The sequence below is a fragment of the Salinivibrio sp. KP-1 genome, from assembly GCF_000968645.1.
Taxonomy (GTDB): Bacteria; Pseudomonadota; Gammaproteobacteria; order Enterobacterales; family Vibrionaceae; genus Salinivibrio; species Salinivibrio siamensis.
On sequence record NZ_LAQR01000038.1, the window covers coordinates 133,288 to 158,493 of the forward strand.

Consider the following 25,206-nt stretch of genomic DNA (forward strand, 5'->3'; position numbering starts at 1 on the left):
CTGAGTATTTTTGTCAGGTTTTCACCCTAAGTTACGCATGCTCGGTTGAAAGGATCACTGAGCGCGATGATTATCGGTATTTTGCTCGCGCGATGCCGCTTGTTGGGTCACTTTTTCGATGGATGACAGCACCCCCCGTAAAATATTTAACTCTTGGCTCTCAAGTCGCGCTCGGTTAAAGAGCCGACGTAACTTGGTCATCACCATCCCGGGATGCTGAGTACGGATAAATCCGGTTTTGCTAAGGACCGTTTCTAGGTGCTGATAAAACCGTGAAAGCTCTTCATTTAAAGGGTAGGTTTGTTCCAGCGTGGGGCCTTGATAGGCTTGACTGTCTAGCCAAGCGACGCGCATTTCATAGCACAGGGTTTGTACCGCCATCGCCAAGTTCAATGAGCTATAGTCTGGGTTGGACGGAATCGACACATGATAATGGCAGGTCTGCAGCTCTTCATTGGTCAAGCCAGTGCGCTCGCGACCAAAGACAATCGCCACCGGGTGAGTACTCGCCTCTTCCACGGCCTTTTTACCGCATTCGCGCGCATCGAGCATCGGCCACTCGAGTGTCCGGCTTCTTGCACTGGTTCCCACCACAAGGCCACAGTCTGCCACTGCCTCTTCTAAGGTCCCGACGACCCGCGCATTGTTGGCGATATCACTGGCACCGGCCGCCAACGCAATGGCTTGGCCATCCACTTCACATTCGGGGGCCACGAGGGTCATATTGCTAAGCCCCATGACTTTCATTGCCCTAGCGGCTGAGCCAATATTACCGGAATGGGAAGTTCCCACCAATACGACGCGGATTTGATCTAGCATGATGTTGTTTTCGTCTCTTACGCTGTGCACCCTTGATGGGGTGGGCAGGTGTCTGTTAGATCTGCGCAGTTTATCACAGTGCAATCGATAATACTTCTCAGCTAAGCGTGTCGCGCCAGTTCACGGACGTCGCGACGGTCAAAAAATACCCACTTTCCTTTTGCTCTGGCTCTGTTATACTCCGCCCCGCTTTCGTTCTTTAACATCCGTTGGGAAAACCGTATGCATCCGATGCTAAACATCGCCGTCCGTGCTGCACGGAAGGCTGGCGACTTTATCGCCAAATCTGCAGAAAACAGAGACAACATCGAAACCGCGCAAAAAGGCAGTAATGACTTTGTCACTAATGTCGACAAAGCGGCAGAACAAATCATCATCGACATCATCAAAAAGTCCTACCCGGACCACACCATCGTTGGCGAAGAGTCAGGCGTGGCTGAAGGGAAAGATAGCGACTATCAATGGATCATCGACCCACTGGATGGCACCACCAACTTCGTTAACGACTTTCCCCATTTCAGCGTGTCTATCGCGGTGCGTATTAAAGGCCGCACTGAGATCGGCTGCGTTTACGACCCTATCCGTAATGAGCTATTCACCGCACAACGTGGTGCTGGCGCACAACTCAATAACAAGCGTATTCGTACCGGTAGCGCCAAAGAGCTCGACGGCACCATCTTAGCGACGGGCTTCCCCTTCAAAGCAAAGCAACACGCTGAAGGCTTTATGGCGGTCGTGAGCGCGTTATTCGTTGATTGTGCTGATTTCCGTCGCACCGGCTCTGCCGCGTTGGATCTTTGCTATGTGGCCGCAGGCCGTGTTGATGGCTTTTTTGAGCTTGGCCTGAAACCGTGGGATATCGCGGCAGGCGAATTGATTGCCCGTGAAGCTGGGGCGATTTGTACCGACTTTAACGGCGGAACCGACTACATGCGTAGCGGTAACGTGGTAAGCGGTGCACCACGCGTCGTAAAAGGCATGCTGGCCAAAGTGCGCGAGAACGCCCCTGAGTCGATGAAAAAATAATGCTTCCCTCTGGGTATAAAAAAGCGACGCTCGGTGAGCGTCGCTTTTTTTATGCCGTCAAATCATCGGCTGTCTCTTTAACACAGAGTGCCATACTGGCTGCGACGCACACCGAGTGTGCAATTCGCCCCGCAACAAACGCGGGGCGAGCGCATCAAGGCATCGCGTCAAACTCTTGCCCTTCTTTTTCCACTTCTGGCACCAACAGGTGCTCACGCGCAATACCCAGCTTCAATGCCAGAGCAGACGCCACGTAGATTGAAGAGTAGGTACCCACAGTGATACCAATCAGCAAGGCCATCGCAAAGCCGTGGATCATGGTTCCACCCAAGGTGAACAGTGCAATCACCACAAACAAAGTCGTGCCCGAGGTAATGGTGGTTCGACTCAGGGTCTGAGAGACAGACGCATTAATGATTTCATCTGACTCACCTTTACGCAGCTTACGGAAGTTTTCACGAATACGGTCGAACACCACGATGGTATCGTTCAACGAGTACCCCACCACCGTCAGCAACGCAGCGACGATGGTCAAGTCCACTTCGACTTGGAACAAGGAGAAAATACCCAAGGTAATGATCACATCGTGCGCCAGTGCCATCACCGCCCCCGCGGCCAAGCGCCACTCGAAACGGAACGACACGTAGATCAGGATACAGACCAGCGCGATGATGATCGCCAACCCACCCGCTTCGGTCAGCTCGTCACCCACATTCGGGCCAACAAACTCGATGCGGCGCATTTCTACCTGGTCACCCGTACCCGTTTTGATGGCATTGAGCACCTCATTACCGAGGTTCTCGCCTTCCATATCATCACGCGGACGCAGGCGCACCATCACATCAGTGGCACTACCGAAGTTTTGTACCACGGCGTCACCAAAGCCGTCAGCCGCCAGTGACTCACGAATTTGCGGTAAGTCAGCGGGCTGTTCAAAGCCCACTTCTATCAAGGTACCACCGGTAAAGTCGAGCCCCCAGTTAAGCCACTTAGTGGATAGGGTGACGACAGACGCGGCAATCATGGCGATGGACAACACGAAGGCCAATTTAGACCAACGCATAAAGTTGATCGACATGTCCGGTTTAAATATTTGAAACATGCTTGGACTCCCTTAAATCGACAGCTTCTTGACGCGCTTACCGCCGTACACCAGATTAACCAGTGCACGCGTACCAATGATGGCGGTAAACATCGAGGTCAAAATACCGATCGACAGTGTCACCGCGAAGCCTTTTATCGCGCCTGTTCCCACAGCAAACAAGATGATTGCGGTGATCAGCGTGGTGATATTGGCATCGGCGATGGTACTAAACGCGTTAGAATAACCACGGTCGATTGCATGTTGAGGGTTACGGCCTTCGTGGATTTCTTCGCGGATACGCTCAAAAATCAGCACGTTGGCATCGACCGCCATCCCCACCGTCAGGACAATACCGGCAATACCAGGCAGTGTCATGGTCGCCCCTGGGATCAAAGACATGATACCGATAATCAAGACGATATTGGCGAGCAAGGCACAGTTAGCAAACAGACCAAAGCGACGATAGTAAATCAAGGTGAAGACCATCACCGCCACCAAGCCCCAGATACAGGCTTGCACACCCATATTGATGTTTTGCTGACCCATTGATGGACCAATGGTGCGCTCTTCAACAATCGAGATAGGCGCAATCAAGGCACCTGCGCGCAGCAGCAGCGCCAAGTTATGTGCTTCGGCGGCAGAATCAATGCCGGTAATGCGGAAATTACGTCCCAAAGCAGACTGGATCGTGGCTTGGTTAATCACTTCTTCGTGTTTTTCCAAGATCACTTTGCCGTCTTCGTCACGCTCGCCACTGTCTTTGTATTCTGCAAACACGGTGGCCATCAGCTCACCAATGTTACGCTTACTGAAGTCCGCCATTTTGTCACCGCCCTCGCTGTCGAGAGAGATGTTAACTTGTGGTCGGCTGTATTCATCGCGGGAGGAGCTAGCGTCAGTAATGTGCGAGCCCGTCAAAATGACCCGCTTTTTCAGCACGGCGGGACGACCATCTCGAGTACGCATCAACTCGCTGCCCGGTGGCACTCGGCCTGCCATGGCGGCAGATAGGTCAGCGTCCTGATCCACTTCGCGGAATTCCAAGGTCGCGGTGGCACCAAGAATTTCTTTCGCGCGTGCCGTGTCTTGCACACCGGGGAGTTCAACCACAATACGGCTTGCGCCCTGACGTTGCACCAAAGGCTCGGCCACACCCAGTTCATTCACACGGTTGCGCAGAATCGTAATGTTTTGCGCCACCGCGTAGTTACGAATTTCTTTGAGGCGCTCTTCTTTGTAAACCGCGGCTAATCGCCCTTCATCTTCATCGACAGAAAAGTTCATGTCGAGGTAGTTGTTCGAGAGCAGTTCTAGCGCTTTATTGGTGTCTTCGGCATTACGCAGATTCACCACAACACGGGTGTTATCTTCTATTCGTAAACCACGATAACGGATACGCGCTTCACGTAAGTCGGTGCGGAAGCTGTCTTCTTGCTGGGTGATCAGCTTTTCTAATGCTGCATCCATGTCCACTTCCATCAGGAAGTGCACCCCACCACGTAGGTCTAGGCCAAGCTTCATCGGGGTAGCACCCAGCGTATCCAGCCACGATGGCGTTGCAGGCGCCAAGTTTAAGGCAACCACATAGTCATCACTGTCGAAACGCGACATCAAGGCATCACGGGCACTGATTTGTGCTTCCGTGTCTTTAAAGCGGGCTAAGACGGTACCGTCTTCGAGCGCAATGGATTGGTAGGAAAGGTCGTTCGATTCGAGGGTCTGTTTGATGGAGTCCAACGCAGTCATATCTACCGAGGCGCCACGCGCCCCGGAAATTTGTACTGCTGGATCTTCACCGTATAAATTGGGAAGCGCATACACGATGCCAATAACCAGTGTTATTAGCACCATGATGTACTTCCACAAAGGATAACGGTTTAGCACAGCATGCATCCTTTATGGTTGCGAGAATTAGAGAGACTGGATAGTACCTTTAGGCAGTACTGCCGTCACGAAGTCTTTTTTGATGGTCACTTCGTTATTATCGTTGAGTGCAATCACAATAAAGTCATTGTCTTCAGCGATTTGAGTGATCTTACCCACTAAACCACCTCCGGTTAGCACTTCGTCCCCTTTGCTCATAGATGCCATAAGGTTTTTGTGCTCTTTGACACGCTTAGATTGCGGGCGGTAGATCATAAAGTAAAAAATCACCGCAAAGAGACCAAGCATGATAAAAAGCTGCATTCCGCCACCTTGTGGTGCGGCTTCAGCGGCTGCGTGAGCTTGTGAGATAAACATTCAATCACGTCCTCGTTCTAGTTGTTGAATTCGAAATTAATCGAGCGGCGGCACTTCCTTGCCACGACGCGCGTAGAAATCCGCTACAAAGGCATCTAATCTACCTTCGTCAATCGCGTTACGCAAACCTTCCATCACGCGCTGATAGTAGCGTAAGTTGTGGATGGTGTTGAGTCGCGCGCCTAGGATCTCATTACAGCGGTCTAAATGGTAGAGGTAAGCACGGCTGTAGTGGCGGCAAGTGTAACAGTCACACTCGGGATCCAGAGGCGAGGTATCACTTTTATGTTTCGCATTGCGGATCTTGATCACACCGCCAGTAATAAACAAGTGGCCATTACGTGCGTTTCGTGTCGGCATCACACAATCAAACATGTCGACACCACGGCGAACCCCTTCGACCAAATCTTCAGGTTTCCCCACGCCCATCAGATAGCGCGGTTTATCCTCTGGCAGCTGTGGACAAGTGTGCTCCAAGATCCGGTGCATGTCTTCTTTCGGCTCCCCGACCGCTAGGCCGCCAACGGCATACCCATCAAAACCGATCTCGGTAAGACCTTCTACAGAGACATCTCGCAAGTCCTCGTACACGCCGCCTTGTACAATACCAAACAAGGCATTTTTGTTACCTAATTTGTCAAAGTGATTGCGGCTACGTTTTGCCCAGCGTAGTGACATATCCATCGACTTTTTCGCTTCGTCATGCGTGGCAGGATAGGGCGTACACTCATCAAAAATCATCACGATGTCTGATCCCAAGTCATATTGGATCTCCATCGATTTTTCCGCGTCCATAAAGATGCGATCGCCGTTCACTGGGTTGCGAAAGTGCACCCCTTCTTCGGTGATTTTACGGATATCGCCCAAACTGAACACTTGGAAACCGCCAGAGTCGGTCAAAATAGGGCCATGCCACTGCATAAAGTCATGCAAATCCCCGTGCAGTCGCATAATTTCCTGACCTGGGCGTAGCCATAGATGAAAAGTGTTCCCTAATAGGATCTCCGCCCCAGTCCCTTTCACTTCTTCAGGCGTCATCCCTTTGACGGTGCCATAGGTACCCACCGGCATAAAAGCCGGCGTTTCCACAGTGCCGCGTTCAAAGATTAAGCGGCCACGGCGAGCGCGTCCGTCGGTTTTTTTCAGTTCGTATTCCACGAATCCTCCTCAGTGCCAGAGAAACAGTCTGGCGTGTGTCTTATGCTAACAGGTTTACCCTGCCGCAAGCATAGCGCACACGGACATAAGAGCCCGTGTTCTCATCATGTCGTCAGTGGTGCTGACGGGTAATAAACATGGCATCGCCATAGCTGAAAAAGCGATAGCGTTCTTCAACCGCCGCACGATAAGCGGCCATGGTATGCTGGTAACCGGCAAACGCGCTTACCAACATGATCAAGGTGGATTCCGGCAAGTGAAAATTGGTCACCAATACATCCACTAGCTGCCATTCATACCCCGGATAGATAAAAATCTGGGTGTCATTAAAAAACGGGGACAGTGGCTCACCTTTTTGCTTGGCCGCCTGTGCCGCACTTTCCAGTGAACGCACCGAGGTGGTTCCCACCGCAATCACCCGCTTGCCTTGTGCTCGCGTTTGATTGACCGCATCAACCACCTCTTGCGGCACTTCAGCATACTCAGCGTGCATGGTGTGCTCTTCAATGTTGTCGACCCGAACCGGTTGGAACGTTCCGGCTCCCACGTGCAAGGTGACAAAAGCAATATTGACGCCTTTTTCTTTAAGCGCTGCCATAATGGCATCGTCAAAGTGTAACCCCGCCGTTGGCGCAGCGACGGCCCCAGGCTTTTGGTTATACACGGTTTGATAGCGTTCTTTATCGCTCTCTTCATCTGGGCGGTCGATGTATGGCGGCAACGGCATATGGCCGATGTCGTTAAGCGTATCTACCACGCCTTTATCGTCGTGTAGCTGAATTTCGAACAGAGCATCATGGCGTGCCACCATCTTTGCTGGGACCTGTCCGTCATCGCCGAGGAGTAATTCGGCGCCGGGTTTAGGTGCTTTAGAGGCGCGCACATGGGCGAGGAAACGACGTTCGTCGAGCACACGCTCCACCAGCACCTCTATTTTACCCCCCGACGCTTTGCGGCCATACACGCGCGCGGGGATCACTCGCGTGTTGTTGAACACCATCAAATCCCCAGGCTCAACCAGATCGAGGATATCCTTAAACTGACGATGTACCACCTCACCGCTTGTGCCATCGAGTGACAATAAGCGACTTGCACTGCGATCCGGTTGCGGATAGCGCGCAATTAACTCATCGGGGAGTTCAAAGTGAAAATCGGATAATTGCATGACATTTGCCTAGATAAAAAGCAGGCCGCTAGTATAGGTAGCCCACCGTGAAGATCAAGCAAGCTGGATGCTTGATTCAGGCATCGTTTACACAGGCGCCAATGAACACAACATTTGCCTCGATGCGCGTAGTTATCTTGATGCATATCACGCCTAACCCGGTACAACTGCACTACAGTAAAAGTATCCCTGTGTACTGATGACAAGGAGGTGCCATGTTTATTGTTGATGATATGATGACCCGGCATCCACACACGCTTAGCCCTGACCATACCCTGGATGACGCGCACCGTTTAATGCGCGCCGAGCGCTTTCGCCATCTCCCCATCGTTGACGATGATGAGCGTTTGTTAGGACTGGTCACACAAAGAGATGTGCTGTCAGCACAAGCCTCTTCACTAGGCAAAACGACCAATGGCGATCACCAGATCCATACTCCCCTATCACACTTTATCGAGCGGCAACTGGTCACAGTCGACCCCGGGGCGTCACTACGGGCTGCAGCGCTAACCATGCTCGAGCGTAAAATAGGCTGCTTACCGGTGGTGAAGCACCAACGTTTGGTTGGGATCATCACCGACAGTGATTTTGTCGCCATCGCGTCAACATTGCTGGAGATCCAAGAAGAAAGTGAGCCGGTTGAAGAGGGAGAATAAATAAAAAAGGGAGTGTGAGACTCCCTTTTTATCAGGTTGATAACCGGTATCGCGCGATTAGAATTGATCTTCTTCCGTCGAGCCCGTTAATGCCGTGACCGATGATTGCCCACCTTGGATAATATTGGTCATCTGATCAAAATACCCAGTACCCACTTCTTGCTGGTGCGCGACAAAGGTATAGCCACGCTCAGCGGCAGCGAACTCTGGACGCTGAACCTTTTCAACGTAGTGACGCATGCCCTCACCTTGCGCATAAGCATGCGCCAAGTCGAACATGTTGTACCACATGTTATGAATACCCGCCAACGTGATGAACTGGTACTTATAGCCCATATCAGACAGTTCTTGTTGGAAACGCGCTATCGTCTCGGCGTCCAGGTTTTTCTCCCAGTTGAAAGACGGTGAGCAGTTATAAGCCAAAAGCTGGTCTGGATACTGAGCATGAATGGCTTCAGCAAACTGTCGTGCTTCTTCCAAGTCCGGTTTCGCGGTCTCGCACCAAATCAAATCGGCATACGGCGCATAAGCTAGGCCTCGAGAAATGGCTTGCTCAATCCCAGGACGCACGCGATAAAACCCTTCGGCTGTGCGCTCACCAACGATGAAGTCCTTGTCGTATGGGTCGCAATCTGAGGTCAATAGATCGGCCGCGTTGGCATCAGTACGCGCAATGACCAGCGTATCGGTGCCCGCCACATCGGCAGCTAAGCGCGCCGCGACCAATTTTTGTACCGCCTCTTGGGTTGGCACCAACACTTTTCCGCCCATGTGGCCACATTTTTTCACTGAGGCGAGCTGATCTTCAAAGTGAACACCGGCAGCGCCAGCTTCAATCATGTTACGCATCAGCTCGTAGGCGTTAAGCACGCCACCAAAGCCTGCTTCGGCATCCGCTACAATCGGTAAGAAATAGTCGGTGCCCTCTTCCGGCGAGCCCCCTTTCGACCACTGAATTTGGTCCGCTCGGCGAAACGCATTATTAATGCGCTTAACGACAGCGGGAACGGAATCAACCGGATACAACGACTGGTCTGGATACATACTCGAGGCTGTGTTGTTGTCAGCCGCCACCTGCCAACCAGACAGATAAATCGCTTCAATACCCGCTTTGGCTTGCTGCACCGCTTGACCGCCTGTCAATGCGCCCAAGCAGTTGACGTAGCCTTTTTTGGCACTGCCATTGACCAAATCCCATAGTTTGGCAGCTCCCCGCTTAGCGACGGTATTCTCCGGCACAAACGAGCCACGCATATTGACGACTTCTTCAGCCGTGTAGGGGCGCTTAACCTGTTTCCAGCGCGGGTTTTCCGCCCAATCCTTTTCCAGTTCAGCGATTTGTTGTTGGCGAGTCAAAGTCATGTTCCATTCCTCTTTGTTAGCAGGGCTGTACCAGCCCCTTACTGTCATTCCATGTTTGTTATTGTGCTTCCATGCCCATTACGGCAAATACTCATAACCCGGTAAGGTTAAAAAGTTAACCAGCTCATCACTGGTAGTGAGCGTTTCCATCAAGGTTGCCGCTTGCCGGTACCGTCCTTGCGCAAAGCGCTCTGCGCCTAGCTCTTTTTCAAGCACCGCCATTTCCTCGGCAAGATACTGAGAGAACAACGCCTTGGTCACCACCTTGCCGTTGCTCAGTGGTTTTTGATGCTTAATCCATTGCCAAATCGACGCACGTGAGATTTCAGCCGTGGCCGCGTCCTCCATCAAGCCATAAATAGGCACACATCCGTTACCTGAAATCCACGCTTCAATGTACTGCACCGCCACGCGAATGTTATGTCGCATTCCCGCCTCTGTGCGTTCGCCATCGCAAGGCGCCAGCAGCTCTGCAGCAGTAATCTCAGCATCTTGCTCGCGGGTCACCGTAAGTTGATTCGGCTTATCGCCAAGTGCACGGTCGAAAATCGCGCGAGCCGTGTCAGCCAGCCCTGGATGCGCAATCCAGGTGCCATCGTGGCCATTATTGGCTTCTAAGGTTTTATCCTTTTCAATTTTCTCTAGCACCTGCTGGTTTTCAGCCGGGTCTTTACTGGGAATAAAGGCTGCCATGCCACCCATCGCCAACGCGCCACGCTTATGGCACGTTTTGACCAGTAAACGCGAGTAAGCGTTAAGGAAAGGCTTATCCATGGTCACCACTTGGCGGTCCGGCAACACGCGGTCCGGATGATTACGCAATGTTTTGATATAGCTAAAGATATAATCCCAGCGACCACAGTTAAGGGCGACGATGTGATCACGAAGGTGATACAAAATCTCATCCATTTCGAACACGGCGGGCAAGGTTTCAATCAGCACGGTCGCTTTGATGGTGCCACGGCTTAGCCCAAACTCGTCTTCGGCAAAGGAAAACACCTCACTCCACCACGCGGCTTCTTGATATGCTTGAAGTTTAGGCAGGTAGAAATAAGGCCCCGATCCCGTCTCGAGTAAACGACGGTAGTTATGGAAAAAGTAAAGAGCGAAGTCGAACAGGGCCCCTGGAATTGGTTTACCCTGCCACGTCACGTGTTTTTCGGTCAGGTGCAAGCCACGCACACGGCAAATAAGGCGTGCTGGGTCCTCATTTAGCTGATAGCGTTTGCCTGTATCAGGGTGCTGATAACTGATGGTGCCATTCACGGCATCGCGCAAATTACGCTGCCCGTCAACCACTTGTGGCCACGCTGGCGCAAAGGAGTCTTCAAAGTCCGCCATGAAAACTTTCACGTTGGCGTTGAGTGCGTTGATCACCATCTTCCGGTCTACCGGTCCGGTAATTTCTAGCCGCCGATCTTGTAAATCCTCGGGAATGCCACGGATGGTCCAATCCGCTTGGCGGATCGATTGCGTCTCCGGAAGAAAGTCGGGCAGCTCTCCCGCATCAATGCGTTGTTGACGCGCCTCACGCGCCGCTAACAGTGTGGGTACGCGCGCCGCATAACGCTCAGCGAGACTGGCTAAAAAGCACAATGCATCATCGGTTAAGATTTCTGCCTGCTCTGCGGTGACTGTCTCGTTAATCACCAACGATTCGCGTAAGGTTGAGCACGCTTCCGTCATATCGCCTCCCTGGCTTATCATTTGTAATCCAATCACAACACTATTATTACTACACGCGCTTGGGCTCTCGTGCAGCACTTGTGTTATTACGTTGGCTTACATTCGCGCAAAAATCAACCAAGAACAAAACAAAAACGGAATGGTAAATTATTAAAATAAATTAAAAACAAACACTTAAACAGTTTAGAGTATAAGCTCGAATGCGCTTTTTTATGACCATTATCAGAATGATATAACACTGCTACGGGGATCATAATTTTGTCACCACTTTGTAATCAGTTACGTAATTAAATTACACACCAAGCGCTTTACCCTGTGGCGAAAAAATAAAAAAATATTTTAACTTCAATGACTTATATGTAAAAACAAAAAGCAGCCCCCTGGGGTGCTGCTTTTTTCGTGATAATAATCCAACGGCTTCGGTGTCATTTTCAACGCCCTTAAACAGGCAATCATGCTGCAAAAAGGCAAAAACATCAGTGTAAATCACTTATTTTAGGCTTTTTACTCCCTAGCTGTTGGGGAAAGTAGTCCTGCGACCAGATCAGCAAGCTGGTTAAACGTATTAATCCGACTCGAAGAGGGTCGCCAGACCACTCCTATATCACGGTAGGCCGCTTCTCCCGGCGGCGTTTCTAAATGCACGTCGAGGTTATCAATTAAGCCATGATCAATCGCCATTTGCGGTATAAAGGTCACACCATTGCCGTTTGCGACCATTTGCACCAAGGTGTGTAAGCTGGTTGCCATAAATGGGTTAATCTTCTGTGAGGCCGTCATCTGACAGGCAGAAACCGCATGGTCAGTGAGGCAGTGTTCTCGCTCAAGCAAGAAAACAGATTCATCGGGCAGCGCGTCATAATCGATGGGTAACTCAAGCTGCGCAGCTTGCTTTTGGCTCATCACCATTTTAAACGGATCACGCCCCACCACGCGACGGGTCATGGTGCCAATATCCATTGGCAGCGCGAGGATAAGGATATCCATTTCGCCGTGTTTGAGCGCGGTGAGTAAGTTCGCCGTGGTGTCCTCACGCAACAACAAATCTAAGTTGGGGTAATGTCGGTTGACTTGCTGCACCACATCACACAATAAGAATGGCGCGATGGTAGGGATGCAGCCCAGCCGTACTTTGCCGTGCATAGGATCTGATTTAACTTGCGTTAGCTCCATCAAATCCTGACTGCGCGCTAGGATTTCTCGGCTACGGCGCACCACCTCTTCGCCCATCCCAGTGAGTACCAAGGTTTTATTGTCACGCTCAATGAGCTGAGCACCAATCAGATCCTCGAGGTTTTGGATCCCAGCGCTCAAGGTCGACTGGCTCACAAAACACAATTTCGCCGCTTCGCCAAAATGCCGCGTTTCGGATAGGGTAACCAGATAGTGTAGCTGCTTTAAAGACGGATATTTGTTCATACAGTCATATTTTAAACAATCGTATTTTTCGATTATTACAATCTATTAATTCCACTTTTTTCAATCTAACAAGTTAGCTATAGTTTGTCTCGCTTATATAGGAACCTGATTATCAGGCAAACATTTAAACTAGGAGCTGAGATATGGTACTCGTAGGTCGTCAAGCACCAGATTTTACTGCCGCTGCCGTACTAGGTAATGGCGAAATCGTTGATAACTTCAACCTGAAAGAGTTCACCAAAGGCAAAAAAGCGGTTGTCTTTTTCTACCCACTCGACTTCACTTTCGTGTGCCCATCAGAGCTGATCGCATTCGATAAGCGCCTGAGCGACTTCCAAGCTAAAGGCGTTGAGGTTATCGGTGTGTCTATCGACTCTCAGTTCTCACACAACGCGTGGCGTAAAACGGCTGTCGAAGACGGCGGCATCGGCGCTGTGAAGTATCCACTGGTTGCTGACGTTAAGCACGAAATCTGTAAAGCATACGACGTTGAGCACCCAGAAGCTGGCGTTGCGTTCCGTGGTTCTTTCCTTATCGACGAGGAAGGTGTGGTTCGTCACCAAGTTGTTAACGACCTACCACTAGGCCGTAACATCGACGAAATGCTACGCATGGTTGACGCACTGAACTTCCACCAGAAAAACGGTGAAGTTTGCCCTGCACAGTGGGAAGAAGGTAAAGCGGGTATGGCTGAGTCACCTGAAGGTGTAGCTGCATACCTGTCTGAGCACACTGACGACCTGTAATAAGGTCAAGTGCCCTGCACTGGACAATGTGAGACAATAATGAGGCCCGGCAAACCGGGCCCTTTTTTATCTATCCCACCTCGCCTTACTCAGGCTCTTCTCTCATCAAGCCATTTCCAATCTAACACTAGGTAATTGCCTCTCACCCTGCCACAATAGCGTGGACTATCTTGATACGGTTCGTTTCGTCAAAGGGGTGATATGTCTGTCTTGGTTGAAGTTTGTATTGATAGTATTCGTTCGTTATCGCTTGCTGAGCACGCTGGTGCGGATCGAGTGGAACTGTGCAGCGCACTTCGCCTCGGTGGTTTAACCCCAAGTGATGGCTACATGCAACAAGCCGCTCAGAAAGCGCGGATCCCTATTTATGCGATTATCCGACCGCGAGAAGGCGACTTCGTCTATGCCAGTGAAGAGATTGAAGTGATGCTGCAAGATATCGCCAACGCCCGCCAAGCTGGGTGTGCAGGCGTGGTGATCGGCGCACTCACGCCAAGTGGTCAACTCGATTTGCCGGCTATTGATGCCATGCTTGCCCAAGCAAAGGGAATGGGAGTGACTTTCCATCGCGCATTTGATCACTGCCAAGACCCTCACGCGGCGCTCGAAGCAATCCTTGCCCGCCCGACGATTGAACGCATTCTCACCTCCGGGCAAGCGACGAATGCTTGGCAGGGAAAAGAGGCACTCAAACAATGGGTGGACGCCACACGCCATACCTCATTGGCCATCATGCCAGGCGCAGGCGTGACCCCCGACAATGCACAAGCGATTTTAACGACCACCGGCGCACGTGAAATCCACTTGTCGGCACGCACCGAGCAAGTAAGCGTCATGCAATCAAACGCCTGCGCATCGATGGGCGATGGGGACGATGGCAGTTATCCGATCACCGATCCGGAAAGCGTTCGTCTCGTCAAAGCCATTGCTCAATCGTTTTAAACCTCTGTGTAATGCCGTGATCAGACAACATGGCAATGTGACCCACTCTAGTCTTTTGAGGTGATATACGCTTTCGCTACTTGAATCCATTGCATCCGAAAAGTGAGTTTTCTACCGTGATCCCATCGCTGTGGTAAAAGGAGAGCGGCCTTGTCGGATAAAAAAGCACACAAGATCAGCAAAAAACACTACGAGAAAAAGCTAACCGAATTACAGACTGAGTTGGTCAAACTTCAAGAATGGGTCAAGCAAGAGCAGTTGAAAGTGGTGGTCATTTTTGAAGGGCGCGATGCCGCCGGTAAAGGCGGCGTGATTAAACGGATCACCGAAAAGCTCAATCCGCGTGTTTGTCGAGTCGTCGCGCTAGATAAGCCCACAGAGCGTGAACGCACACAGTGGTATTTTCAGCGTTACATTGAGCACCTACCCGCCGGTGGTGAAATTGTCTTGTTCGACCGTAGCTGGTATAACCGCGCCGGCGTCGAGCGAGTCATGGGCTTTTGCAGCGATGAAGAATATGAAGAGTTCCTTCGTACGTGCCCCGAGCTTGAGCGAATGTTGATCCGTTCTGGGATCATCTTAATTAAATACTGGTTCTCGGTATCGGACGAGGAGCAAGAAAAGCGCTTCGCGGAGCGGATTAACACCCCAATAAAGCGTTGGAAATTCAGCCCCATGGATCTCGAGTCTCGTAGTCGTTGGGTGCAATACAGTGAAGCCAAAGACCGCATGTTTGCCTACACCGACACCAAAGAAAGCCCTTGGTGGGTGGTGGAAGCCGATAACAAAAAGCACGCTCGGCTCAATTGCATCGCTCACTTACTCTCACAAATCCCTTACCAAGAAATTGACTACCCCGCAGTCACCCTCCCAGAAATCAATAAGGAAGGTTACGTGCGTATGCCTTTGCATGACCAGAGCTTTGTCCCAGACGCCGTCAGTGACTGGATAGACGACGAGTAGCGATTATTTGAGGAGCTTTTCCAGCTCCTCTTTTTGAATGTGTCGAACGTCTTTGCCTTTGACAAAATAGATGATGTATTCACAAATGTTCTGACACCGATCGCCCACTCGCTCAATGGCTCGGGCCGACCACATCACTTTCAGCACATTGGGAATCGAGCGTGGATCTTCCATCATGTAGGTCATCAGCTGTCGCAAAATCCCCTCGTATTCACGGTCCAACGAGTCATCTTTACGATAGACTTTCATTGCCGCATCAATATCCATGCGCGCAAAGGCGTCTAACACATCGTGCAGCATTTTAGCGGCACGCTGACCTAACGCTTCGAGTGATACCAAAAACGGCTGCTGAGAATAGCTCGAGTTGTCGAGAGCCATTTTAGCGATACTGTCAGCAACATCACCAATGCGCTCAAGATCAGTGATGGTCTTAATGATAGCCATCACCAGTCGCAGATCGCTCGCGGTGGGCTGACGTTTAGCAATGATGCGTGTACATGCCTCATCAATCGCCACTTCCATGCCATTCACTTTGTGATCTTCACGAATAACATGGCGCGCGAGCTCCACATCTTGATTGTGCATGGCGCGCAGCGCATCGGTTAGCTGACGCTCAACCAAGCCGCCCATTGCCAGCACGTGGGTGCGAATGGCTTCAAGCTCTGCGTTAAACTGACCAGAAATATGACGGCTAATATTGTGGTTATCCAAGGCCTGCTCCTTATCCGTAGCGCCCGGTGATGTAGTCTTCGGTTTGTTTGTTTTGTGGGGTGGTAAACAAGGTATCGGTATCCGCGTATTCCACCAAGCGTCCCATGTTAATAAACGCCGTTTGATCCGAGACCCGCGCCGCTTGTTGCATATTATGGGTAACAATCACCACTGTGTATTGATTCTTTAAATCATTAATCAGCTCTTCAATGGTCAAGGTTGAGATGGGATCCAACGCTGACGATGGCTCATCAAGCAGCAACACTTCAGGTTCAATCGCGATCGCCCGCGCGATCACCAGCCGTTGCTGTTGCCCACTGGACAACCCAAACGCATTGTCATTAAGGCGATCTTTCACCTCATCCCATAATGCCGCGCCACGCAATGAACGCTCGACGGCATCATCGAGTGTTCTGGGATCATTGATCCCTTGTAAACGCAGTCCAAAGATCACATTTTCATAGACAGATTTGGGGAAAGGGTTAGGACGCTGAAACACCATCCCCACTTGACGGCGTAATGCTGGTACATCCACGTCGCGGTGATAGATATTTTGCCCGTGTAGGGTGATCCCGCCTCGAACACGGCAACCATCCACCAAGTCATTCATCCGATTAATACAACGTAGCAATGTCGATTTACCACACCCAGACGGTCCGATAAACGCAGTGACCTTCCCTTTGGGAATACGCATACTGATATCAAACAGCGCTTGGGTCGACCCGTAGTAAAGGTTGAGATCCCGAATAGCTAACGCGGTTTGCTCGTCAGGCAAATTCCCCAAGTCTAAGCTAGGCGTGACACCTATGGGTGGCGTTATCGAAAACATCGAGCGGGATCCTTATCGTTATAATTCCAATGCGCGATACTTTTCACGCAAGTAATGACGAATACCAATCGCGGACAAATTGAGCGCCACGATCACAGACACAAGCAAAAACGACGTGGCGTATACCAAAGGACGCGCCGTTTCGATGTGCGCGCTTTGAAAGCCGACATCATAAATATGGTAGCCCAGATGCATGAACTTCCGCTCTAAGTGCAAAAACGGGAAGTTACCATCCACTGGCAAAGAGGGGGCGACCTTAACCACCCCCACCAACATTAAGGGCGCCACTTCTCCGGCTGCGCGCGCAACCGCTAAAATCAACCCGGTCATCATCGCAGGACTGGCCATCGGCAGAACCACCCGCCAGAGCATTTCTGATTGTGTCGCCCCAAGGGCAAACGCACCATGGCGAACACTGGTGGGGATCCGAGCCAACCCTTCTTCTGTAGACACAATCACCACAGGTAAGGTGAGGATCGCCAAGGTTAACGCCGACCAGAGAATACCTGGTGTCCCAAAAACCGGTGCCGGCTGCGCCGCTTGATAAAATACATCGTCAATGGTGCCACCGATAAAATAGACAAAAAAGCCCAACCCGAACACACCGTACACAATTGACGGTACCCCGGCGAGGTTAACCACGGCAATGCGAATAATACGCGTGAATGCCGTTTTCGGCGCGTATTCGTGAAGATATACCGCGGCGAGCACCCCTAACGGGGTGACAATCACTGACATCAATAGCACCAAGAAAACGGTGCCAAAAATCGCCGGAAAAACGCCCCCCGCCGCATTACTGTCTCGTGGAGATTCGGATAAAAAGGTCGCAACCTGGTAGCCCCAAAATTTAAGCTTATCAACGGCACTCATGGCGTTGGGATACCAAACATTAATCACATTTTGCAGAGGCAACGCCACGGCGTCACCGTGGCTATCTTCAACAACAAGCGCACCCGTTTGTTGTTTTTCTCGCAGCTGTTTGAGCTTTTTCTCTAACTGCTGGTATTGCGATAGCAGCTGTGAACGACGCTTATCAATTCGTTTTTTTTCTGCCGTGTTTAGCTGGCTATCTAATGAGAGGGACTTTTCCTCCAGCCGCAGCTGCTCCAGCTGATAGTTAACGCTCGCTAGGTGTACTTGCTCGATGTCATTGATCACCTCTCGACGCGCCGCTAAATCTTCCAGGCGTTGATAAAGTTCAGACAGCACTAATGCATGTTGGTGGCCGCCGGCGTCGACGTATGCTTGAGGCTTGCCGTAGAACATGCCATTTTCATTTCGCTCGATCATCGCCATTTCAACGGGTGTGTGCTGACTTTTTATCTGAAACGCCAGCAATTGACGAAAATCGATCCCTTCTTGCTCACGGTTACCGGTTTTTACCACCAAACGTTGGTAGCTGGGCTGGCGATAGGCTGGCAATACAACACCAGCATCTTTGAGCTGCGTCGCATCAACCTCATCGGTTCGATATATTTGCCCGACCACGGTTTCTACTCCCTGCTCACTCTTCACTTCAAAGCTGGTGACCGGTGTCGGCCAGAAATAGCCTAAGCCTCGATAGCCGAGCAATAACAGCACCCCAAGAATCGCAATCAGACTGACGCTGACCATTCCGGCCGTCATCCAAACCCAAGGAGTGCCAGATTTTATCCATGGACGCATGCGCATTCTCATCTCGGTTAAAGGTTGCTGTATTTGTCACGCAAACGCTGACGGATCAGCTCTGCCAATGTGTTAAAGACAAACGTGAAGACAAAAAGAATAAAAGCGGTTAAAAACAGCACTCGATAATGGGAACTACCGACTTCAGACTCCGGCATTTCCACCGCAATATTGGCCGATAAGGTACGTAGTCCTTCGAGCAAATTCCAATCCATGATAGGCGTGTTACCGGTTGCCATCAGTACGATCATTGTTTCACCGACCGCGCGCCCAAGGCCCATCATTACGGCAGAAAAAATACCAGGGCTTGCGGTAAGCAACACCACCCGAATCAAGGTTTGCCAGTGTGTCGCCCCTAAGGCCAAGGCGCCGTTTTTAAGGTGAGGGGGCACAGAAAAAATCGCATCTTCGGCAATAGAGAAAATGGTTGGGACTACCGCAAATCCCATGGCGATACCCACCACCAGCGCATTGCGCTGATCATAGCCGATACCCAGTTCATGCGTCACAAACTGGCGCGCATCGCCCCCTAACCAGACCTGCTCTACCCATGGTCCAAGGTAAGCGGCTACTACGCCCACCATCAATAACGCCGGAATAATGACCACTATCTGCGCGTTATCAGGTAAGCGGCGTCGCACATACCTAGGGATCATGCGCCACACGCCGCTTAGCCCAAGTAAAATAATAGGGATGAGCAGGAGCAACAAAAAGACGCTAGCAATGTGCGACTCAACCCAGGGTGCCAGCCACAAACCGGCCAAAAAGCCGATAATGACGGTGGGCAACGCTTCAATCGTTTCCACCGTCGGCTTCACCCAACGCCGGAGCCCGGATGACATAAAATAAGCAGTGTATATGGCTGCGCCAATCGCCATCGGCACCGCAAAAATTAAAGAAACCAAAGCGACCTTTAAGGTACCAAAAATCACGGGCACCACACTGAGCTTGGCTTCAAAGCTGTCATCCGCAGAGGTCGACTGCCACACATACTGCGGAGACGAGTACCCTTCATACCACACTTTCTGCCATAGTGAGTGAATACTCACTTCTGGGTGAGGATTGTCGACGGTCAACCATTGCCATTGATTGTCGACCACAGCAATCAGCCCATTTGCACGAGGCGTAAACGCCAAAGCGTCGGGCAGCGCGGTAAACTGAGCATCGAAATGGCGCTGTTTCTCACTGGTGGCATGCACTAGGCTAAGTCGTCCCGTTTCATCTACCATCGCCAGACTTTTACGGTGACGCTCAGGTGCGAGACGTGCCACGCCCTCCCCCGGTGAAAACGCGCGCACTTCAGTTAACGATGGCTCACCATTTTTCACCACATCGAACCATTGTGTGACGGTGCCATCTTGGTGCTGAAGGAGCAAAGAGCGTCCCCCGGCTAGCATCGACATTTTCGTGACTGGGCTGGCGACCACATTGTCGAGATTAACCGTTTCGCGCAACGCTAAATCGTTCCCGTTTACGCGCCAAATCGCTAAACGATTTTGTTGATGCACAAACAAGCGCTGCCCGTCTCCTGATAACGCGATATGGTCAACGGTTTGCGAAAGAGGCACCATGCTTTTCTGCGTACCACGAAAAACCACCAAATGGTTATCCTGAGTGACAGCAGCCAGCACGGGCGGGATGGTTTGACCGTGTAAACTATCCGGCACCGCAACAGTCAGCTGGTTAAGCGGCTGCGCGCTCGCGTCCACGATCAACTCACGACCAAAGGCCGGCATAGTGGACAATTGAGGGACCACTGAGGCGTCAGCTTGGTATTGTGTACGAAAGCGTAATTGCCAAGCAGCTACGCGCCCAGGCGTCTTTTCCACCGCCAAAAATGGCGTAGATGCTTCGACGCGGCTTATCGCAGGCTTATCCATGCTGGATAGCGGCTGCTGTAATACCGTTTGCGCGCGGAGCACGGCGCTGGCTGTGGGAGTCTCAGACCGTTGCGGGCGTTTGGCAACCGTTAACACACCTCGATCATCCAAGCCATACACCAGTTGATTGCGCGTATCGGCACCAATGTATTGAGGCACGCCGGGAGTGGCTAAGGTAAAACGCTCACTCAAGCTCACACTCGCTTGGTGAAAAAGCGGTACCACCACCGTGAGTAAGTAGAAGAAAAGAAGCAGCAGGGTCACTAATACCATCACGCCACCAAGACGTACCGTTTGGCGAGTCAGTTTATCTTTAAAACGCCGCGCCGGTCTGGTGTCCGTTAATGATGGTGAAGAGTGGGTCATTCGTGCCTCTTTTTATTAAGCAAGCCCTGCATTGTATGTCATTACAATGACAATTTTGTGACAGCGAGACGCACGACGCCGCCTTTCACAAACACGGCATCGCATCACTGTCGTCCAGTGTATCGTGAGTGGTCATCAACGCCTAGTCACGCTATCGCCACGCAATAAATATGCAACAAACGGGCTTTAGGCTTGCTCAAGTTGATATTGGGCACACTTTCGTGAGTTTAGCCTCCAGCAGCATAGACAACACCTTGACTGGCCTCAATAATTGTCTAAAGAATCGCCGTAAGGATCACGCATGAAGCACTTTGTTATCACATTAGTGGGCCCAGATCGCGCTGGCCTCGTTGATCAAATATCACACACGGTTTTCAATCATCACGGCAGCTGGCAAGCCAGCCGACTCAGTCAGCTAGCAGGGCAGTTTGCCGGCATCATTCACATTTCGGTGTCAGACACGTACGCTGATGCGCTGGTCCATGCGTTACGCGCGCTCGATGGTTTACAGTTGCTCATCACCGATGCGACGCCCGCCTCACCGTCTCCGATTACCCATACGTTGTCGGTAACAGGCAACGACAGGCGCGGCATTGTGCAAGCGCTCAGCCAGCTGCTCGCCGCTCATGGCGTCACCATCAACAAACTCAACACGCAAACACAAAGCGCCGCCAATACGGGCGGGCAAATTTTCACCGCAGATTTTTATTTAACGGTTCCGCCGGTAGCGGACATTAACGTATTGCATGAAGCCCTTGAAACGTTGTCAGACGACTTGATTGTCGATTTTGACAGCAATTTTATTCAGTAGAACAGGATTTTCTTACGCGTTATGACTTTAGACTCTTATCATGTCGACAAAGAACTTAGCTGGCTGTCTTTTAATGAACGTGTCCTGCAAGAGGCCGCGGACAAAAGTGTGCCTATTATTGAGCGAGTTCGGTTTTTAGGCATTTTTTCATCCAACCTTGACGAGTTTTATCAAGTACGGTTTGCCGACGTGAAACGGCGCATCATTATCGATGAAGAACGCGGAGTGGAAAGTCATGCCAAAGAGCTATTGAGCAAGATTCAAGCGAAAGTCGTCAAACTGAATCAAGATTTTGATCATCTTTACAACGATATTTTGCTCGAAATGGCACGCCGCCATATTTTTTTAGTTAACGAACGTCAACTCTCTGACCATCAAGCGCAGTGGCTAAAACGTTATTTTAGAAGCAATATTTTGCCTTACATCACGCCAATTATGCTTAACAAGGACGTCGATGTTTTAAGCTTTTTGAAAGATGCCTACTCTTACCTCGCCGTACAGCTGAAAAAAGAAGGGGAAGAGCCCAAGTATGCGCTGATAGAGATCCCAACTGATGAATTAGAACGCTTTGTTAAAGTTCCTGAGCCAAAAGGAAAACGGCAGCGAAAAACCATCATTTTACTCGATAACATTATCCGTTTGTGTTTAGACCAAATTTTTAGTGGTTTTTTCGACTACGATACTGTCGAAGCGTACGCGATGAAGATGACCCGCGATGCGGAATACGATCTGACCAATGAAGTGGAGCACAGCCTGCTTGAAAACATGTCAGAGAGCTTGGATCAGCGTTTAACCGCCCTACCGGTTCGGTTTGTTTATCAACGCGATATGCCACCGGAAATGGTGAGCAAATTGATTCAGGTATTAAAAATCTCCGACTACGACAGTGTCTTACCGGGTGCTCGCTATCACAACTTTCGTGATTTTATCGGCTTTCCGAACGTTGGACGTAAATACCTGGAAAACCCGCCTTTGCCACCGTTCGAATCGGCTGATTTTCAACTACAAAACAATGCCTTCGATGCTATTCGCGAACGCGATATTCTACTTTATTATCCCTATCATACGTTCCGCCATATGACTGAACTGGTGCGTCAGGCGTCGTTTGATCCTAAAGTGCGTAGTATTCGGATTAACGTCTATCGTGTAGCGAAAAACTCTCGCATTATCAACTCGATGATTGATGCTGCCAACAACGGAAAACGCGTGACCGTCGTGGTCGAGCTGCAAGCACGTTTTGATGAAGAAGCCAACATCGAATGGTCACGGGTTCTCACGGATGCTGGCGTAAAAGTCGTGTTTGGCACCCCCGGGCTCAAAATTCACTCGAAACTGTGTTTAATTTCTCGTCGTGAAGACGGCGTGCTACGCGATTATGGCCATATCGGCACAGGTAACTTTCATGAAAAAACGGCGCGAATTTATACCGACTTCGCGCTGTTTACAGCGGATCAGCCATTGACGTCAGAAATCCGCAAAGTATTTGAGTTTATTGAAAACCCGTATCGTCCTGTAAAGTTCAACCACTTAATTGTCTCGCCACGTAACTCGCGGCGTCGTATGTATAAACTGATTGAGCGTGAAATTGAGCATGCGCAGGCCAAACGTAAGGCAGGTATTACGCTCAAGGTCAACAACCTGGTCGACAAAGGCCTAGTGAACCTGCTGTACAAAGCCAGCAATGAAGGGGTGAAAATTCGCATCATCGTACGCGGCATGTGCTCGCTAGTGCCTGGGGTTAAAGGGGTAAGTCAGAATATCAAAGCAATCAGCATTGTTGATCGCTTCTTAGAGCATCCCCGCGTGTTTGCCTTTGAAAACGGCGGTGAACGTGATATGTATATTTCGTCTGCCGATTGGATGACTCGCAACATCGATAACCGGATTGAAGTTGGGGCTCCCATTCGCGATCCCAGACTGAAAGATCGCATCATGGCCATCTTGGAGATTCAATTTTCCGATCGCGCGAAAGCCCGCGTTATCGATAAAGCCATGTCCAACGCCTACGTCAAACGGGGTAACAAGAAAAAGATCCGCTCTCAGACCGAGATCTATGATTACCTTAAGCACGCAGAGCGCCAAGAACTCAAAAACGCGGAAAAGTTGCAACATGACACACCCCCAGTCAAAGGATAAGCCGCGCGAAATCGCAGCGGTTGATCTCGGATCTAACAGTTTTCATATGGTCGTCGCGCGCGTCGTTGGCGAAGGGTTACAGATAGTGAGTCGCCATAAACAACGTGTGCGACTGGCTGCAGGGTTGGATGATCAACATCGCCTCAGTGATGAGGCGATCAGCCGTGGTGTCGAGTGCTTAGCCATGTTCGCTGAACGGCTGAACGGCTTAGATATGGAGAATGTCCGTATCGCCGCCACCCACACCTTGCGCCAGGCCCGCAATGTCGACACCTTCATCAAGCGGGCAAGACAGGTTTTGCCCTACCCGATTGAAATTATTTCCGGGGAGGAAGAGGCGCGTCTTATTTATATGGGCGTCTCCCACACGCAGCAAAACGTTGGCCGGAAGTTAGTGATTGATATTGGGGGCGGCAGTACAGAATTAGTGATCGGGGATAACTTTGAGCCCGCACTGGTTAACAGTAAACGGGTTGGCTGCGTCAGTTATAACGAGCGTTTTTTCCCCAAAGGCAACATTACGCCTAAGCAATTTGCCGCCGCACAGCTGGCCACCCAACAAAAGCTAGAAAGCTTGGCTTCTCAATACCGTCAGGCTGGCTGGCAAGTGGCGCTCGGCGCGTCAGGCACCATCAAAGCGATTCGTGAAGTGATTATCGGCCTGGGTGATGAAGACGGCATTATCACCCGTAAGCGGTTAGATAACCTGATCGAAAAACTGCTGAAGTTTAAAACCAGTGACAGTATCGATTTACCGGGCTTGTCGGTCGACCGCCAACCGGTTTTCGTCGCAGGCGTGGCGATTCTTTCTGGGATCTTTGATGCGCTTGCCATCGAATCGATGCGCTTCTCTGATGGTGCGTTACGAGAAGGGTTGCTCTATGAAATGGAAGACCGCTTTCAGCGTACCGATATCCGTGGTCGTACGACGGATGATATGGCAGCACGCTACAACATCGACCTGAGTCACGCCCGTCGCGTGCAACACACAGCAGCGTATTTTTATGCGCAAGCCGAGCCGGATAAGGGTAGTAAGAAAGCAGAGCTCGCCGGGCTTTTGAATTGGGCTGCGCTGCTGCACGAAGTGGGGTTAAGCATTGGTTATCCTGGCTACCACAAGCATTCTGCGTATATTCTGCGCAACACCAATTTGCCTGGGTTTAACCAAGAGCAGCAAACCGTGCTAGCCACCCTCGCGCGCTTCCATCGTAAGGCGCTAAAACTCAATGAAATGCCTAAGTTTACCTTGTTTAAACCTAAGCTCATCGAGACGCTGATTTGCGCACTACGGTTAGCCTGTGTGTTGCACTCACAACGTAACGACGAGGCCTTGCCAGAGATTGCTCTCAGTGTCGACAAAAAAGGGGCATGGCAACTCACCTTCCCTACCGGGTGGCTGCAAGAGAACCGTTTGCTCGCGGCGGACTTGGAAGCAGAGCAGGCATACTGGCAGTCAGTAAACTGGGGGCTGACCTTTAGCGACTGAGAGCACGACAAGCGTCCAGTGGAGGCCGTCGCTTCCGCAACGCTGAGTCCCTAAA

Annotated in this window: 21 protein-coding genes; 8 read left to right on the forward strand and 13 right to left on the reverse strand. The window is 50.9% G+C overall.

Translation table 11 applies throughout. The annotated features are described in order from the left end of the window. Positions 1-54 precede the first annotated feature (54 nt). Positions 55-819: a tRNA (cytosine(32)/uridine(32)-2'-O)-methyltransferase TrmJ gene (trmJ, locus tag WN56_RS10820; RefSeq protein ID WP_046075012.1), complete on the reverse strand. Its 765-nt coding sequence runs from the start codon at positions 817-819 to the stop codon at positions 55-57. 222 nt (positions 820-1,041) lie between these two features. Here trmJ and suhB point away from each other — a divergent pair, with 222 nt between their 5' ends. Next, the gene (gene suhB, locus WN56_RS10825; RefSeq protein ID WP_046075013.1) at positions 1,042-1,845 is read left to right on the forward strand and encodes an inositol-1-monophosphatase; all 804 of its coding nucleotides are present in this window, start codon (positions 1,042-1,044) and stop codon (positions 1,843-1,845) included. A 154-nt stretch (positions 1,846-1,999) separates the two neighbouring features. Here suhB and secF read toward each other — a convergent pair whose 3' ends face one another. The 5 genes from secF to queA form a co-directional block, all read right to left on the reverse strand. Further along, entirely contained in the window at positions 2,000-2,947 is a 948-nt protein-coding gene (gene secF / locus WN56_RS10830) for a protein translocase subunit SecF (RefSeq protein ID WP_046075014.1), read from the reverse strand. Between the two features lie 12 nt (positions 2,948-2,959). After that, complete coding sequence (secD, locus tag WN56_RS10835; protein ID WP_046075015.1) at positions 2,960-4,813, reverse strand: protein translocase subunit SecD; 1,854 nt, start codon at positions 4,811-4,813, stop codon at positions 2,960-2,962. A 27-nt stretch (positions 4,814-4,840) separates the two neighbouring features. Next, the gene (yajC, locus tag WN56_RS10840; protein ID WP_046075016.1) at positions 4,841-5,170 is read right to left on the reverse strand and encodes a preprotein translocase subunit YajC; all 330 of its coding nucleotides are present in this window, start codon (positions 5,168-5,170) and stop codon (positions 4,841-4,843) included. Between the two features lie 36 nt (positions 5,171-5,206). Then, a complete protein-coding gene (gene tgt, locus WN56_RS10845) occupies positions 5,207-6,328 on the reverse strand; it encodes a tRNA guanosine(34) transglycosylase Tgt (RefSeq protein ID WP_046075017.1) in 1,122 nt (373 codons plus the stop codon). Positions 6,329-6,440: 112 nt separating this feature from the next. Then, positions 6,441-7,493, reverse strand: a complete 1,053-nt coding sequence (gene queA, locus WN56_RS10850) for a tRNA preQ1(34) S-adenosylmethionine ribosyltransferase-isomerase QueA (RefSeq protein ID WP_046075018.1) — start codon at positions 7,491-7,493, stop codon at positions 6,441-6,443. Between the two features lie 215 nt (positions 7,494-7,708). On the opposite strand from queA, the gene WN56_RS10855 reads away from it, so the two are divergent. Continuing rightward, positions 7,709-8,149, forward strand: a complete 441-nt coding sequence (locus WN56_RS10855; RefSeq protein ID WP_046075019.1) for a CBS domain-containing protein — start codon at positions 7,709-7,711, stop codon at positions 8,147-8,149. 57 nt (positions 8,150-8,206) lie between these two features. On the opposite strand, the gene aceA is transcribed toward WN56_RS10855, so the two are convergent. The 3 genes from aceA to WN56_RS10875 all read right to left on the reverse strand — a co-directional run bounded on the left by aceA (position 8,207) and on the right by WN56_RS10875 (position 12,616). Beyond that, positions 8,207-9,511, reverse strand: a complete 1,305-nt coding sequence (gene aceA, locus WN56_RS10860) for an isocitrate lyase (protein ID WP_046075020.1) — start codon at positions 9,509-9,511, stop codon at positions 8,207-8,209. 78 nt (positions 9,512-9,589) lie between these two features. After that, entirely contained in the window at positions 9,590-11,197 is a 1,608-nt protein-coding gene (aceB, locus tag WN56_RS10865; protein WP_046075021.1) for a malate synthase A, read from the reverse strand. A gap of 504 nt (positions 11,198-11,701) precedes the next feature. Further along, positions 11,702-12,616 carry a hydrogen peroxide-inducible genes activator gene (locus WN56_RS10875; protein WP_046075023.1) on the reverse strand — a complete coding sequence of 305 codons (915 nt, stop codon included), beginning with the start codon at positions 12,614-12,616 and terminating at the stop codon, positions 11,702-11,704. A 143-nt stretch (positions 12,617-12,759) separates the two neighbouring features. Between WN56_RS10875 and WN56_RS10880 the strand changes: the two genes are divergently transcribed. The 3 genes from WN56_RS10880 to ppk2 all read left to right on the forward strand — a co-directional run bounded on the left by WN56_RS10880 (position 12,760) and on the right by ppk2 (position 15,267). Then, positions 12,760-13,362, forward strand: a complete 603-nt coding sequence (locus tag WN56_RS10880; RefSeq protein ID WP_046075024.1) for a peroxiredoxin C — start codon at positions 12,760-12,762, stop codon at positions 13,360-13,362. 201 nt (positions 13,363-13,563) lie between these two features. Further along, positions 13,564-14,304: a copper homeostasis protein CutC gene (locus WN56_RS10885; RefSeq protein ID WP_046075025.1), complete on the forward strand. Its 741-nt coding sequence runs from the start codon at positions 13,564-13,566 to the stop codon at positions 14,302-14,304. 150 nt (positions 14,305-14,454) lie between these two features. Beyond that, positions 14,455-15,267: a polyphosphate kinase 2 gene (ppk2, locus tag WN56_RS10890; RefSeq protein WP_046075026.1), complete on the forward strand. Its 813-nt coding sequence runs from the start codon at positions 14,455-14,457 to the stop codon at positions 15,265-15,267. 3 nt (positions 15,268-15,270) lie between these two features. Here the strand turns inward: ppk2 and phoU are convergent, their stop codons facing one another. From phoU to WN56_RS10910, 4 genes are read right to left on the reverse strand one after another with little or no spacing between them, the layout of a single operon-like run. Beyond that, positions 15,271-15,978 (reverse strand): phosphate signaling complex protein PhoU, encoded by a 708-nt coding sequence (phoU, locus tag WN56_RS10895; RefSeq protein WP_046075027.1) that lies wholly within the window; start codon positions 15,976-15,978, stop codon positions 15,271-15,273. Positions 15,979-15,988: 10 nt separating this feature from the next. Next, the gene (gene pstB / locus WN56_RS10900) at positions 15,989-16,807 is read right to left on the reverse strand and encodes a phosphate ABC transporter ATP-binding protein PstB (protein ID WP_046075028.1); all 819 of its coding nucleotides are present in this window, start codon (positions 16,805-16,807) and stop codon (positions 15,989-15,991) included. 18 nt (positions 16,808-16,825) lie between these two features. Beyond that, on the reverse strand, positions 16,826-18,472 hold the full coding sequence (gene pstA, locus WN56_RS10905; RefSeq protein WP_046075029.1) for a phosphate ABC transporter permease PstA: 1,647 nt from the start codon (positions 18,470-18,472) through the stop codon (positions 16,826-16,828). A 17-nt stretch (positions 18,473-18,489) separates the two neighbouring features. After that, a complete protein-coding gene (locus WN56_RS10910) occupies positions 18,490-20,718 on the reverse strand; it encodes an ABC transporter permease subunit (RefSeq protein ID WP_046075030.1) in 2,229 nt (742 codons plus the stop codon). A gap of 301 nt (positions 20,719-21,019) precedes the next feature. Between WN56_RS10910 and WN56_RS10915 the strand changes: the two genes are divergently transcribed. Genes WN56_RS10915 through ppx form a run of 3 tightly spaced genes read left to right on the forward strand, consistent with a single transcriptional unit; the run spans position 21,020 to position 25,151 of the window. Then, complete coding sequence (locus WN56_RS10915; RefSeq protein WP_046075031.1) at positions 21,020-21,529, forward strand: glycine cleavage system protein R; 510 nt, start codon at positions 21,020-21,022, stop codon at positions 21,527-21,529. 21 nt (positions 21,530-21,550) lie between these two features. After that, a complete protein-coding gene (ppk1, locus tag WN56_RS10920; RefSeq protein ID WP_046075032.1) occupies positions 21,551-23,665 on the forward strand; it encodes a polyphosphate kinase 1 in 2,115 nt (704 codons plus the stop codon). Further along, entirely contained in the window at positions 23,640-25,151 is a 1,512-nt protein-coding gene (gene ppx / locus WN56_RS10925; RefSeq protein ID WP_046075033.1) for an exopolyphosphatase, read from the forward strand. Before ppk1 ends, ppx begins: the two co-directional genes overlap by 26 nt. Positions 25,152-25,206 lie beyond the last annotated feature (55 nt).

Coding starts and splice junctions, on each gene's coding strand:
- ppk1 (WP_046075032.1), top strand. CDS start 21,551: ATGACTTTAGACTCTTATCATGTCGACAAAGAACTTAGCTGGCTGTCT.
- pstB (WP_046075028.1), bottom strand. CDS start 16,807: ATGTTTTCGATAACGCCACCCATAGGTGTCACGCCTAGCTTAGACTTG.
- suhB (WP_046075013.1), top strand. CDS start 1,042: ATGCATCCGATGCTAAACATCGCCGTCCGTGCTGCACGGAAGGCTGGC.
- WN56_RS10915 (WP_046075031.1), top strand. CDS start 21,020: ATGAAGCACTTTGTTATCACATTAGTGGGCCCAGATCGCGCTGGCCTC.
- WN56_RS10880 (WP_046075024.1), top strand. CDS start 12,760: ATGGTACTCGTAGGTCGTCAAGCACCAGATTTTACTGCCGCTGCCGTA.
- aceB (WP_046075021.1), bottom strand. CDS start 11,197: ATGACGGAAGCGTGCTCAACCTTACGCGAATCGTTGGTGATTAACGAG.
- ppx (WP_046075033.1), top strand. CDS start 23,640: ATGACACACCCCCAGTCAAAGGATAAGCCGCGCGAAATCGCAGCGGTT.
- queA (WP_046075018.1), bottom strand. CDS start 7,493: ATGCAATTATCCGATTTTCACTTTGAACTCCCCGATGAGTTAATTGCG.
- WN56_RS10885 (WP_046075025.1), top strand. CDS start 13,564: ATGTCTGTCTTGGTTGAAGTTTGTATTGATAGTATTCGTTCGTTATCG.
- pstA (WP_046075029.1), bottom strand. CDS start 18,472: ATGCGTCCATGGATAAAATCTGGCACTCCTTGGGTTTGGATGACGGCC.
- trmJ (WP_046075012.1), bottom strand. CDS start 819: ATGCTAGATCAAATCCGCGTCGTATTGGTGGGAACTTCCCATTCCGGT.
- yajC (WP_046075016.1), bottom strand. CDS start 5,170: ATGTTTATCTCACAAGCTCACGCAGCCGCTGAAGCCGCACCACAAGGT.
- secF (WP_046075014.1), bottom strand. CDS start 2,947: ATGTTTCAAATATTTAAACCGGACATGTCGATCAACTTTATGCGTTGG.
- aceA (WP_046075020.1), bottom strand. CDS start 9,511: ATGACTTTGACTCGCCAACAACAAATCGCTGAACTGGAAAAGGATTGG.
- WN56_RS10855 (WP_046075019.1), top strand. CDS start 7,709: ATGTTTATTGTTGATGATATGATGACCCGGCATCCACACACGCTTAGC.
- WN56_RS10910 (WP_046075030.1), bottom strand. CDS start 20,718: ATGACCCACTCTTCACCATCATTAACGGACACCAGACCGGCGCGGCGT.
- WN56_RS10875 (WP_046075023.1), bottom strand. CDS start 12,616: ATGAACAAATATCCGTCTTTAAAGCAGCTACACTATCTGGTTACCCTA.